General features: G+C 61.7%; 12 protein-coding genes and 1 pseudogene. 7 read left to right on the forward strand and 6 right to left on the reverse strand.

What is annotated here, in order from left to right; genetic code table 11:
* Nucleotides 1-35: 35 nt before the first annotated feature.
* Both ACX9NE_RS28810 and ACX9NE_RS28815 read right to left on the reverse strand, forming a co-directional pair.
* The gene (locus tag ACX9NE_RS28810) at nt 36-215 is read right to left on the reverse strand and encodes a hypothetical protein (RefSeq protein WP_459365168.1); all 180 of its coding nucleotides are present in this window, start codon (nt 213-215) and stop codon (nt 36-38) included.
* A gap of 231 nt (nt 216-446) precedes the next feature.
* A pseudogene (locus ACX9NE_RS28815) lies at nt 447-740 on the reverse strand (IS481-like element ISMva2 family transposase); the annotation flags it as partial.
* On the opposite strand from ACX9NE_RS28815, the gene ACX9NE_RS28820 reads away from it, so the two are divergent.
* From ACX9NE_RS28820 to ACX9NE_RS28835, 4 genes are all read left to right on the forward strand, one after another.
* Complete coding sequence (locus ACX9NE_RS28820; RefSeq protein ID WP_459377751.1) at nt 709-942, forward strand: tyrosine-type recombinase/integrase; 234 nt, start codon at nt 709-711, stop codon at nt 940-942. The pseudogene ACX9NE_RS28815 and the gene ACX9NE_RS28820 overlap by 32 nt on opposite strands.
* 392 nt (nt 943-1,334) lie before the next feature.
* Nucleotides 1,335-1,871, forward strand: a complete 537-nt coding sequence (locus tag ACX9NE_RS28825) for a helix-turn-helix domain-containing protein (protein ID WP_459365166.1) — start codon at nt 1,335-1,337, stop codon at nt 1,869-1,871.
* Between the two features lie 12 nt (nt 1,872-1,883).
* The gene (locus tag ACX9NE_RS28830; protein ID WP_459365165.1) at nt 1,884-2,456 is read left to right on the forward strand and encodes a PIN domain-containing protein; all 573 of its coding nucleotides are present in this window, start codon (nt 1,884-1,886) and stop codon (nt 2,454-2,456) included.
* Between the two features lie 53 nt (nt 2,457-2,509).
* Complete coding sequence (locus tag ACX9NE_RS28835; RefSeq protein ID WP_459370943.1) at nt 2,510-4,843, forward strand: TOTE conflict system archaeo-eukaryotic primase domain-containing protein; 2,334 nt, start codon at nt 2,510-2,512, stop codon at nt 4,841-4,843.
* Nucleotides 4,844-5,435: 592 nt separating this feature from the next.
* Here the strand turns inward: ACX9NE_RS28835 and ACX9NE_RS28840 are convergent.
* From ACX9NE_RS28840 to ACX9NE_RS28850, 3 genes are all read right to left on the reverse strand, one after another.
* On the reverse strand, nt 5,436-5,750 hold the full coding sequence (locus tag ACX9NE_RS28840; protein ID WP_459365163.1) for a hypothetical protein: 315 nt from the start codon (nt 5,748-5,750) through the stop codon (nt 5,436-5,438).
* 159 nt (nt 5,751-5,909) lie between these two features.
* Complete coding sequence (locus ACX9NE_RS28845) at nt 5,910-6,617, reverse strand: prevent-host-death protein (protein ID WP_459365162.1); 708 nt, start codon at nt 6,615-6,617, stop codon at nt 5,910-5,912.
* A gap of 40 nt (nt 6,618-6,657) precedes the next feature.
* On the reverse strand, nt 6,658-7,692 hold the full coding sequence (locus ACX9NE_RS28850) for a transcriptional regulator (protein WP_459365161.1): 1,035 nt from the start codon (nt 7,690-7,692) through the stop codon (nt 6,658-6,660).
* A gap of 342 nt (nt 7,693-8,034) precedes the next feature.
* On the opposite strand from ACX9NE_RS28850, the gene ACX9NE_RS28855 reads away from it, so the two are divergent.
* From ACX9NE_RS28855 to ACX9NE_RS28865, 3 genes are all read left to right on the forward strand, one after another.
* Nucleotides 8,035-9,150, forward strand: a complete 1,116-nt coding sequence (locus tag ACX9NE_RS28855) for a CBASS cGAMP-activated phospholipase (protein ID WP_459365160.1) — start codon at nt 8,035-8,037, stop codon at nt 9,148-9,150.
* On the forward strand, nt 9,137-10,150 hold the full coding sequence (locus ACX9NE_RS28860) for an SMODS domain-containing nucleotidyltransferase (RefSeq protein WP_459365159.1): 1,014 nt from the start codon (nt 9,137-9,139) through the stop codon (nt 10,148-10,150). Before ACX9NE_RS28855 ends, ACX9NE_RS28860 begins: the two co-directional genes overlap by 14 nt.
* Nucleotides 10,151-10,281: 131 nt before the next feature.
* A complete protein-coding gene (locus tag ACX9NE_RS28865) occupies nt 10,282-11,892 on the forward strand; it encodes a ThiF family adenylyltransferase (protein WP_459365158.1) in 1,611 nt (536 codons plus the stop codon).
* Nucleotides 11,893-11,935: 43 nt separating this feature from the next.
* On the opposite strand, the gene ACX9NE_RS28870 is transcribed toward ACX9NE_RS28865, so the two are convergent.
* Nucleotides 11,936-12,150 (reverse strand): hypothetical protein (locus ACX9NE_RS28870; protein WP_459365157.1); only part of this gene is annotated, 215 nt, incomplete at its 5' end.

Consider the following 12,150-nt stretch of genomic DNA (forward strand, 5'->3'; position numbering starts at 1 on the left):
CGCCCATCAGTGCCCCGTTTCACGGAAGGTGGTAGTTAGCGCGCTGGATAGCGTTGCAAACGCCGATGAGCCCAATTCGCGGACATATCAAAGCTCCGGTTGATCGAGGCGATATTCAGCGACGGATCAGCTGCCAGCAAAGCCCGGACACGGCGGCACCATTCTTCCAGTGACAGGTCATCCCCGAGCTGTTGTTTCTCCGCCTCGGTGAGCATGCGGCCCCTCTTCTCGGCGAGTTTCTTAGCCCGGGCTGCCCGAGTCGCGGCCGTCCACCGCGACACGGGCCGCGTGCCTGCGCGCGCCCGGTCAGGATCTCGATGTCGAGCAAGAACGTCTGTGTGCCGTTCGCGGTTGGCCTCCCTGTCAATGTGCGGTTTCAGGACATGCTTGACGGTTGTGCTTCAGGACAACTTTGACGGATTCGATCCGCGTCGATCGTCACGGGGCTAGATGCTATGGCGGCGGGGATAGGCCTTGAAGATGGCGATGTCGTCGTCGGTTCTTCTCGCGTGGGTGCAGATTTCGTTGCCGTCGATGAGAACGCGAAAGACAGTGTCCTCGATGGCAATCGCGACTGTTTGCCCTTGGTAAGTGCGTCCGATGCGTAGCCGTTGGCCGGCGACAGTGACTGTGCCGTTGGCGGCCACACGTCGCAACCGGGGCTTGGTGTTCACCGACGAGACCGGCGCACTGGTCGACCCCCGCACGGTGCTGCGCGTCATCCAGGGCGCCGCTGCCGGGCTGAAGATGACCGGGGTAGGTCTGCACACCCTGCGGCACAGCGCGGCGGTCTCATGGCTCGAAAATGGGGTCCATATCCGAGCCGTGAGCGATTTACTCGGTCATGCGTCGACCGCGATCACAGGCGATGTGTACGCACACACGTCCGACGACACGGCCCGCGCTGCCATTACCGGGCTGGCCGCGCGCCTCGGTCTGTAACGCGAACTGTCGTAGAAACTGTCGTGCGGAGCTCAGAATCCCTTTCAAAATATCGCGGGGACTCGGCTTAACCGCTGGTAGAGCGGTTTTACTCTAGTCGGGCTGACAGGATTTGAACCTGCGACCACTTGACCCCCAGTAAATCGCGGTAACGCATTTCCGCAGTTCAACGATAGTAATTGGCCAAGGCGCGATAGTGCATGACGTGCATTGACGCGCATGTCGTTGAGCATCGCGCACAACGTGTGGTCCCAGACTGGTCCCCGGCTATAAGGTGCGCCCTGCAGGCCTTGGAGATGCTGGGGGTTAGCGCCAATAACGCGGCGACCCATATTTGCGGTATTATTCGAACGTTCCGGATATCCTTTCGGATAGTGCAGATAGGAGCCAACGTGAGCGCCGAAGCCGCAGAGGCAGCCACCTTCATCCCCGAGGATCCCGACGAGCTCGCCTCGGTCGTCGGGTTTCTTGCTACCCATGAACGCCTCCGCGGAACGGTGGCAGCCCCCAGTTATGCCCTTGTGGGCATCGGTGAACATGATCGGATTGAATTGCCGCGTTCAGTGCACCAAGCATTGACCAAGGTCGTCGCTGCGTTGCATGCCGGCAAGGCCGTCACCATCGCCCCGCAGACGATGAAGTTGACCACCCAGCAAGCTGCCGACCTGTTGGGAGTCAGCCGCCCGACGGTCGTTCGTTTGATCACCGACGGTGCGTTGCCGGCTGAGCGGATCGGCAATCGCCATCGACTGTTGCTCGACGACGTTCTGGCCTACCGCGAGCTGCGCCGCAATCGCCAGTATGAGGCGCTGGCGGCTACTGCAGTCGACATCGATGCTGCGGACGATGTGGAGGTCGTTCGCGAGCGGCTGCGTGAAGCGCGCCGCGTCGTCGCCGAGCGGCGTCGGGCCGAGGCTGCCACGCGCTGACAACACCTGCGAATGTTCGCCGCGCTGTTAGATACCTCGGTGCTGTGGCCCGGTCTGCAGCGTGACTTCCTGCTCTCGTTGGCGGTCGAGGGGTTGTATCGGCCGTTGTGGTCAACGGCGATTCTCGATGAGTTGTGTTACCAAGAAGCGCGAAAACTCATCGATCGCGGTCACGACCCGGCTCTCGCATTCCAACGGGCGCAGCGCCTGGTCGATCGAATGAGAACGGCATTCGATGACGCGATCGTGGTGAGCTGGGAAAGCCTGGAAGGCACGTTTGGCCTGCCTGACATCGATGACGAGCACGTTGTTGCGGCGGCCCTCGTTGGAGGAGCGGACGTGATCGTCACCAGCAACTTGAAAGACTTTCCACCGCAACAGATCCCCAATCCACTTACGGTGATCTCACCTGCGCAGTTCGCTGCTGACACCGTCGCCGTGTCCCCCGACACCGCCTATCGCGCAGTGATTGGTCTGGCTTCTAGATTCGTTCGGCCTTCGTCCACGGTCGATGAGATTCTCGGCCACCTTGTGGCGCGCTACACGATGATCGAAGCCGTCGAACTCATCCGCAGCGTCATGTAGCTGCTGTTCGAGGAGATGTAACCGTTAGCGGCATAGAGAGTTTCCCTGGCGAGTTGGACACGCTGCGTGCCGACAACTCGCGTTTGCGTCACCTTCTCCGGCTCAGTGAGGAACAGGCACGCGCAGCCGCCAGTGACCAGGCGACACTGACGGGAGCGCCGACCCCACCGGTGACCATGGCCTCCAACTCCGCCGATAAGGTGCGGTTCTTTTTCGAGTTGTTCCGTTCTCGCACAGATGTTTACGCGCTCCGCTGGGAGAATCGTCGAGATGGCCGTTCGGGTTGGATGCCGGCGATCAAGGGCTATTGGCGCAAGGGTATGAATCGTGCCGACGCACCTTACCTTCCGCTGACTCCCGAGGTCATTGACACCCACCTACGGGGCGAGGCACACATCGGTCTGCATCCGCTCAGCGATGACGACACTTGCTGGTGGATAGCTGCCGATTTCGACAAAGAAGCCGCGATGCTCGATGCACTCGCGTACATGAAAGCGGCTCGCTCCTATGGAATTCCGGCGGCGCTAGAGGTGTCACAATCCGGACGAGGAGCCCACGTCTGGATCTTCTTCGCTCATGCGATCTCGGCATCGGTCGCCCGCAGCGTCGCGACGAGTCTGCTGGGTGAGGCATTTCGGCTTCGTGGCAGTATGCATCTGAGTAGCTATGACCGCTTGTTCCCGTCTCAGGATGTGCACACCGGGCGTGGGGTGGGCAATCTCATCGCAGCGCCGATGAACGGCAAGCGTCGTCAACACGGCACCACCGTCTCCCTCGATCCCGCTACCCTTGAGCCATACGAGGATCAGTGGGCATACCTGTCAAGCATCGCCAGATTGTCCACCAAAGACGTGACCGCGTTGGCGCGCCAACTTCCCGACCCGCAGATCGGCCAGAACGTCCGGCGCCTGCAGCTGCCGACGTCGTCACGCATCATTCCGCGGCCTGCGGCGATCATCCGCGCAGCGTTCACATCCCGACTTACCCTGACCGCCAACGATCTTGGTCCAGCCATGATCTCGGCGGTCAAGCACGCCGCATCGATACGCAACCCCGAGTTCGATGCGCGCCAACGCGCCCGCCGCAGCACTTGGGACACACCGCGGTTCCTCTACAGCTACGACGAAACAGCTGAAGGTGATCTCGTCCTGCCCCGCGGACTCCATTCGCTGCTGACCGAACTCGTCGAATCGGCCCACAGCACACTACGTGTAGATGACAAGCGCATCACTGGCAAACACCACGAGTTCAGCTGCAGGGCGCCGTTGCGCACCGGGCAGACCAGCGCACTGCGCCAACTCCTTGAACAAGACACCAGCGTCCTTGTCGCGCCACCGGGTAGCGGAAAGACGGTGATCGCCTGCGCGGCAATCGAATCACGGTCCACATCCACTCTGGTCCTTGTTGATCGCAAAGCCCTCGCCGACCAATGGCGCGACCGGATCAGCAGCCACCTCGGTTTCAAGTGCGGTCAAATCGGCGGTGGGCGATCGAAAACCACAGGCATTCTCGACATCGCCTTACTGCCAACACTTGCCCGCCGAGACAACGTCGAAGACGTCACGGCAAACTACGGATTCGTCATCGTGGACGAATGCCACCACGTCGCCGCCAGCGCATTCTTCGGCGTCCTGAGCCGCATAGCCGCGCGCTATTGGCTCGGCCTGACTGCGACTCCGGAACGCCGCGACGGGCTCGAAGACCTGATCTATCACCAACTCGGATCACACCACGTAACGATCGACCAGCCGAGTTCTGGACAACTCCCGGTCGACAGCTCCGACCTACTGACGCCCCACCCGGTTCTGCACCTGCACCCGACCGAATTCCAATACTGCGGCGACGCCGATCCCACCGCACCCGGTGGAATGGCCGAAATCTACCGAACCCTCGTCGCCGATCACGCACGACTCGACCAAATCGTGGCCGATGTCCTGACCGCCGCCGAAACCGGCGCCAACATCCTGGTGCTCACCACATGGGTCGATCACCTCAACGCGATCACCGACCGGCTACGGACGGCAGGAATGACCGTCACTGTCCTCAGCGGCGGCATCAAGGCTCGTGAACGCCGCCAAATCGCCGACCAACTTGCCAACCACACGCCCGACTCGGATCCACTACTGATCGTCGGCACCAGCTCATTTATCGGGGAAGGCTTCGACTGCCCAGCCCTCGACACACTGTTCCTGGCCGCGCCGATCACCTTCAAGAACCGGCTCGTCCAATACATCGGCCGCGTCACCCGGCCCTACCACTCAAAGACAACCGCAACCGTGCACGACTACCACGACGAGCGCACCCCTGTTATCGCCTCATCGCTGAAGAAACGAGCTCCCGGCTACATCAAGATGGGGTTCCCCGACCCGCGCAGGATGATCCGATAGAACTGCGCGCCACCCCACTTGACCAGCGGTCAATTTCGGCACATGGATAGCGCCCTCAGCCGAGCCGCATAACGTGCACAGGCACGCATAGCGTGCATGGCGTGTGGTCGAACTGGCAGAAACTCCCCTGCACGAGTCCATCGAGCGCGCGGCCGACACTGCGTGTGGTCCCAGAGCGATTTACACCCACGCAACCGTCACGGCAAATATCGCCATCACCTCAGGTCAAGACCTGCTTCTCTCGTCGGGCTGACAGGATTTGAACCTGCGACCACTTGACCCCCAGTAAATAGCGGCAACACGTTTTCGCAGGTCACGCGAACTCTATGGCCGATTTGTCAGCGTGCATAACGTGCACAGACGCGCAGAAGGTTCACGATCGCACATGACGTGTGGTCCCAAAGTGGTCCCCGGAAGAGGCAGCTCACGATGCGAAACGGCGGCATTCCGACCGCTTCCCCACACCCGGCGATCCTGCGCTAACGATCGGATGTGTCAAGGGTGGCGCAGCCATCTCCGTGGTGACATCGAAGACGCCCTTTACGCAGCCGATCGGGCAGTCAGACCCTGCGGGATAGGGGGTGGCGTTTGGTCAGGCGGCGCCGGAGCTGGCCGGATTGTGGCTCTCGACCCTGGCATGCGCTCCAAGGAGTCTGCTATCGGCGACGCCGATGCCTTTGAGGCCCTCGTTCAGCAAAGCGATGATGTCGGATACGACCAGTTTGTCGTATCCCTCCGCCAGCCCGTAACTGAGCACTTCCCAGCGGTACTTGTGGTCTTCGAGGCGAGGCCACAGCTCGGTGACCACAGGTGTTAAATCATCGGCCAGCGCGGCTAAGTCGGCGCGCAAGCCCGCGTAGTCCTGAGGTTTGCCGGCGGAATCCGAGGTGTCAGATGACTCGCTCATGCGGGGATCTACCTCCAGTTTGGCCACTTACGACACGAGTTGTGGTCTTCCAGCTGAGCCGTTGATCGTGACGAGTCATTATTCTGCCGACGCCGCGCTGGCAACTACTGACGACCGAATCAGCGCAAGCTTGTGCTGCTCCAAAGTGAGGTTCAGCGGTCAGTGGCCTAGCGCTCCGCTGAGTAGCTCGGCGGCGAGGTAGATGTCATCGAGAAGTACGTCGGCGCCTTCGGGGATTGCGTTGATCAGTGACAGCGATCGCTCGGCGCGTGCGTTGAGGCAGAACTCCACGTGTTGTGCGATGTCCTGCGTGAGCTGGGACCCAGCAAATGAAAGCTGCTCTCGCACTGTGGGTCCCGATTGTTGATCCAAAGTGAGGCGGACGATGTCAAGTAAGTCCGTGCCTTCCTTGGCTTTGCCGCGATCGAAGGTCGCTTGAAGTTTCATGGCGATCAGCGGGCCGGGTTCGGCAACTGCAACCGCGATGTCAGGCTGTCCATGCACACCAATGATCACCGGAGTCGCGGTGGCAGCGGCCCAGGCGTGCGACAGCACGAAGAGCCGGCCGGTGGGATCGTCGGGCAGCTGGTGCAAATCGGCGTCGGCAACTTCCAAGACGTCGACGATCACTTGTCCGACCGCAGTCGTGACCAGTGCCGCGTTGCGTCCTTCGACCGGCTCGCTCTTCGCTATCAGCAGTTCGAGCTGGGGGGCTTGATGGTCGCTGCGGTGGTTGACGATGTCGAGGTCGCTGGTGGCACGATGCGGGCTGCTGAGACGACATATCACGGCCAGGCCCCCGATCACCGTCACAGGCTGACCAATCAGGGTCTGGGTGGTGCGGATTGCGTCCGCCAGTGCCGACATTTCGGGGCCCAGCAACTCTACCCGCGGGGTCTGAAGCTGTTTACCAGACACGAGACCACGGCTCTGGGGGAGTCCAGCCATCCAATATCTCGCGTCCTCGACCTGGGTCCTGGGCCAGGTCGAGAGCCACGAATAGGGGGCGGGTCATGGGCCAGTGCTCACTGTTCCCGTTGCCGGGAAAATCCACTGGGTCTTGCCGGTGTATGCAGACGAGGGGCGTGGGTGCAATACGCAAGACGGCTGTGGGCGTGGTGTGCTCGGGCGCGGGTGCGAGCAGTTTGGCTGCGCGGCGCATCACCTGCTTGTCGGGAACGTAGAGCACCGGTGGATGGTTTGATCTGATCGCGATCGGTGCGCCGTACACGGCGGCCGCGCGCGAATCGCTGAGCGCCCATCCCGGCTTGTCGAAGTCGTCGAGGTTCACCCGAAGTGCGTTAAGCAGGCCACCGTCTCGCGGCTCATTTGCGACGGCGAGTTCGGTGGGCTTCCACCGTGACGTTAACTCCCAGAAGAGCTCTGGTGTTCTGGGGTGCCCGGCCGGAGTGATCAGGTTGGCGTCGCGGAACGCGGCAATCGTGTCGGATACCGAGCTGGGGGCGCGGCCGATCTGCGTGGCGAGGGGACGAATGGAGACCACGCGGTCGGGTGTGAGCAGCATGGCTGACGCTAATTCGATGCCAACTTGACCGGCGAACGGTTCGCGCCGGCGTGGCGCGTGCATGGTAGCCGGCACGTTCGCGTCTACCAGCAGTCCATTGGCGGCGAGCCGCAGGTGGCCGCGAGTGTCCAACCAGCTCCAGCCGGCAGCGCGGAGCTCTTCGCGCGCATCCGCGGTAATGCGGTTGGCTACGACCACGCCGACGGTGTTCGCGCGCAGTTGGTGATTCCACAGTTGCAGCTGGTCCCTCAGGCCCTTTGCGGTCATTAGTGACGAGGTTTTGACCTCGACGAGCAGCTGACGGTTGTCGGGCAAGACGAGAACCCCGTCCGCGTGCAAGTCGGTGGCTTCTTCCGCGCGCACGAACTTGAGCCCCACCGTGGCCGCGGCGTCGGCGAGTTCGTCGACGCCGTTCATTTCGGTGCGGAGCGATCCTGTCATGGTTAGATCCTCGCATGGTTTCGGTGTTCGGTCTATACCGAACACCGAACAGTCTTCAGTTGGTGCTTGTGTCGGTTACGTGTCACCCGGGGCGCCAGTTCGCTCAGTTGACTTTGGCTTGCTGTACGTAGGAGTGGCACGCTGCGTCTTCGCACTTCGGGTCGATGTCGGTACCCGGTGCCATTGTGAATGGCGTGAGACAACGGGAGCCAAAAAGAGTCCTGAGCAGGAGCATTGAAGCGTACGCCGAGTGCTGCGCAGGTCTACGCCGATATCAACGGCTAGGGTGTTGTCGGCTGAACGACGTAGTCTAGTTACATGGATGTAGTTCCTGCAACCTCTGGTGGCCTCGGCAACAGTACGTCGTCCGGAAGGACCGACGAATCCGACGCGCAGGTCCATCCAGCAACTGAACGCGAGCCGGCCGGGTCGTGCGCCGACCGCTTCCAGATCCTCGCACTCGACGGAGGGGGCGCGAAGGCGCTGTTCACCGCACATGTGCTTGCCCGTTTGGAGCAGGACCTGGGCGTCACGATCGCCGATTCCTTCGATCTCATCGCTGGGACATCGGCGGGTGGCATCGTAGCACTCGGTCTCGGTGCGGGCCTCAGGCCGAGCGAGATCATTTCTCACTACGAAGAATTGGTTGAAAAGGTCTTTCCGGCATCCAGGCGGCGAGTATGGCGTCGGCCACGCCAACTGAGATCGCCCATCTATGACGCGAAAGGGCTGCGGCGAGCATTGACCGGCGTCCTCGGCACCCGCCTGCTCGGCGACAGCACCAAACGACTCGTCATCCCTGCTTGGGATGTGCAACGCGGGGCGGTACATATCTTCAAGACTCCGCACCACATACGGCTGAGGCGCGACTGGCGGATACCGATGGTAGATGTAGCAATGGCAACCTCGGCGGCGCCGCTGTATTTTCCCGCGGCGCATGTCGACGGACACCGGCTCATTGATGGTGGGGTGTGGGCCAACAACCCCGCCGTTGTGGCGATTGCCGAGGCCGTCAGCATGCTCAATGTCCCCCTTGAGGCGATCACAGTCCTCAACGTCGGCACCATGGAGCAGCTCACCGATCATCCAAAACGCTTGGATCGGGGCGGATTACTGCACTGGGCCAAACCGATCGCCCCGCTAATCCTCAGCGCCAGCAGTCGCGGCGGCCAGGGCCTCGCCGAACACCTGATCGGCAAATCGAATTACACCCGCTTCGATGCCCTGGTGCCCGGCGGACTCTACGCACTCGACTCGGCGGACCCGAAGGACGTGGCCGGACTTGCGGCCTCAGTCAGTAGAGAACTCAGCCCGACCTATACGGCGAAATTCGCCAACCACCACGCACCCGCGTACACGCCTGTGAACGGAAACCACCACCGCGGTGATCCGAGCGGGACCTCACACATGGAGAGCTCCCATGCAACTCGCTGACCATTTCAACGTCTTGCTAAAGGACACGGTCAACCTCAGCCAGTTCAAGCTGGACCTACTCAGCGATCGCGTCGATGCAATCTATAAGGCGCTCAAAGCCGACGACCAAATCGGTGCGCTGATTACCGGCAAGAGACCGCAAGGTTCGTGGGCGCATCGCACCATCATCGACCCCGTCGGCAACAACGAGTTTGACGCCGACTTCATGCTCGATATGAGCGAGAACCCGGACTGGGCCGACAGCCCCAAGACGTACATCGATGAGGTCTACGCCGCCCTTCATCGGCACAGCACCTATGGCACCATGCCGCACTCACGGAAGTGCCGCTGCGTGCGGCTTGTCTACGCCAACTCCATGCACGTCGATATCGTCCCCCATCTCAATCTTGCCGACGGCCGCGAGGTCATCGTCAACCGTGACGACAATCAATGGGAGCTGACCAACCCGCAGGGCTTGACCGACTGGATGAAGAACAAGGACGCCCTCGCTAATGGAAACTTGCGCAAAGTGATCCGACTGATGAAATATCTTCGCGATCGCAAGAATTCGTTCACTGGCACCCGTTCGGTCCTTTTGGCGACCATGCTCGGTGAGCAGGTGACTGAATTGCGCAAGCTGCTCGACCCGGGTTACTACAGCAACGTCCCCACGACCCTTCTTCATGTCGTGCAAGACGTCGACACCTGGCTGCAAGCGAACCCGATCAAGCCTTCTATCGCCGACCCGTCCGGCTCCGGTGTGACATTCGATCACCGGTGGGGACCAGACCCCGAGAGCGCCCAGGCGACCTACAGCTACTTCCGTGACCGAGTCCACGTGCACGCCGGCGAGATTAACGCGGCCTACGAGGAGAAAGATAAAGACCGCAGTGTCCAGCTGTGGCAAAACATCTTTGGCGATGGATTTAAGGCGCCGGCCACTGCCTCGGCTAGCGCGAAGTTTCCTGCCGCCACCTCCGCCGTGGCCTCAACTGTGGGGCGCTCCGGTCGCGCCGGGTGACCAGACGTCGGCAGCCGGCGCTGACAGGCTGGCAGAAACATCTTCTCGCCGAACTTAAATCGCTAGCCCACCAACGCCCTGACGACCTCCAGGTGCGAGGACGGCCAAAGCTTGATTCTGATGGTGAGGCGGTGCTTCGCATCGCGCTGCGCACGGCCGATATCCCACATCATTCGGGCGGCCTGCAACTACAGGAGACCGAGGAGTTCATTCTTCGGATTCGCCCGACTCCCTACTCGTTACCAGTGATCGACGTCGATCACATCCGGTTCCTCGGCTACCCCCATGTGCTTGCGGGCCAACAATTATGCATTTATTTGGATCCCTCGCGGGAATGGCAGCCCATGCTCGGTATGGCAGGCCTGCTCAGCCGAGTCTGGGAGTGGCTCGTCGACGCCGCGGCCGGAAACTTCGACGCGTCCACCGCCATGTACCACGCTGTCGGCGGCGTGCTTCACCAAGCAGCCGACACACCCACCCTCGTCATCCGAGAACCCGGACCGGCAAAGCGCCATCAAACGGCCTACCTGATCGCCCGATCAACCCACCGATATGACATGACGTACTCGCCTGGAGCCGGGTATCGCACACCGGTGTTCACTCTGCCCACCGCGCTGCCATTCGGCGCCGCGTCAACATTGGCGCTGTTGCTGGCTCTGCTGGACGACCCTTATCTCGACCGCCTCGACGGACGGGATCCTCCGATCGCGCCGCAGTCGCCCGCGTTCCTCACTGCCCTATTGGCGAGCGCGGTACGAAATCACGACGACACCGCGCAATACTTTGTCCTGGCCGTGCCGCACCCCGCCGGAGGGCCACCCCACCTGTTGGGCGGACGGCTTCCCGTCCCGACAGCGAATGCGCTCCGTGCCATCGCCCGCCAACACGGCGTGGGCGTCGTTCTCGACCCCGCGAAGATCAATATCGAAATCCCGATTGAGTGGTGCAGGATGTCTGATGAACGACCCGAAGTGACAACCCGTCGCGACGCTGGCCGACCCGTCAACGGATTCCAAGGAAGGACCGTCCACATCTGGGGCTGCGGTGGACTCGGATCATGGATCGCCGAATTCATCGCTCGCGGCGGCGCGTCGGAGATCACCGTGTGTGACCCGGGCGTCATCGCCGGCGGTCTATTGGTCCGACAGAACTACGTCGAAGACGATGTTGGCCGCTCCAAAGCCGAGGCACTCGCTAGACGTCTCCGCGCTATCCGTGATGACCTGACCGTGACGGTCACGGAAGGACACCTGCCCGGGGATCTCACCTCGTGCCTTGCAGCGGATCTCATCATTGACGCCACAGTGAACAACGGCGTCACAAGCTATCTGGACGCATTAACTACCGCGTCCGATCGGAGAGCGTTGATCGCTCAGGTCGCCACCGATGCTCGCTCCGGCACGCTCGGCGTGGCTGTGCTGTGCGCGGCAAACGCAGGAGCGACACTATCCGAAATCGATCGAGATGCTGGCCGAACAATCCAGTGCGACAGTGGACTTGAGCTCTACCACACGCTGTGGCAGGAACCTAGCGATGACGATGAGCTCATACCAACCAGGGGCTGCTCGGTCCCCACATTCCACGGGTCGGCAGCCGATCTCGCGGCGGTGGCAGCCACCCTCGTCAACCTGATAGGAAGCCATCTCCAACAAGCGGATCCCGCGATTTCGGGCACACACCTCATCGCTTTGCCACACGCGGCCATCGGCCCACGACACCACTTCCTCCCCGCAGGACCCTAAGCCACGGCTCACACTGCAGGGACAGCGTGAGGACAACGGAACGTCAAGCAGACGCCCCTTCAGAGGGCGTAGTTGTGGAGCGTTTGCGTACCGAGGCGACGAACTGGATCAATGCCGTATCGCTGCAATCAGGACGCATGACCGACGCTTCCGCAAGCAGTATCCCGACCACGTTGTCAATGGCCAAGTTGAAGTATCCGCTGGTGGCCAGCTGAAAGTATCCACCCCGTGCGGTGATTCTTAGGCTGGCTGGGGGTT

Source organism: Mycobacterium sp. ML4 (assembly GCF_054515735.1).

Bases quoted from the DNA above. Each gene is read 5' to 3' on its own strand.
- ACX9NE_RS28810 (WP_459365168.1), bottom strand. From the start codon at position 215: ATGCTCACCGAGGCGGAGAAACAACAGCTCGGGGATGACCTGTCACTG.
- ACX9NE_RS28830 (WP_459365165.1), top strand. From the start codon at position 1,884: ATGTTCGCCGCGCTGTTAGATACCTCGGTGCTGTGGCCCGGTCTGCAG.
- ACX9NE_RS28840 (WP_459365163.1), bottom strand. From the start codon at position 5,750: ATGAGCGAGTCATCTGACACCTCGGATTCCGCCGGCAAACCTCAGGAC.
- ACX9NE_RS28845 (WP_459365162.1), bottom strand. From the start codon at position 6,617: ATGTCGGCACTGGCGGACGCAATCCGCACCACCCAGACCCTGATTGGT.
- ACX9NE_RS28850 (WP_459365161.1), bottom strand. From the start codon at position 7,692: ATGAACGGCGTCGACGAACTCGCCGACGCCGCGGCCACGGTGGGGCTC.
- ACX9NE_RS28855 (WP_459365160.1), top strand. From the start codon at position 8,035: ATGGATGTAGTTCCTGCAACCTCTGGTGGCCTCGGCAACAGTACGTCG.
- ACX9NE_RS28860 (WP_459365159.1), top strand. From the start codon at position 9,137: ATGCAACTCGCTGACCATTTCAACGTCTTGCTAAAGGACACGGTCAAC.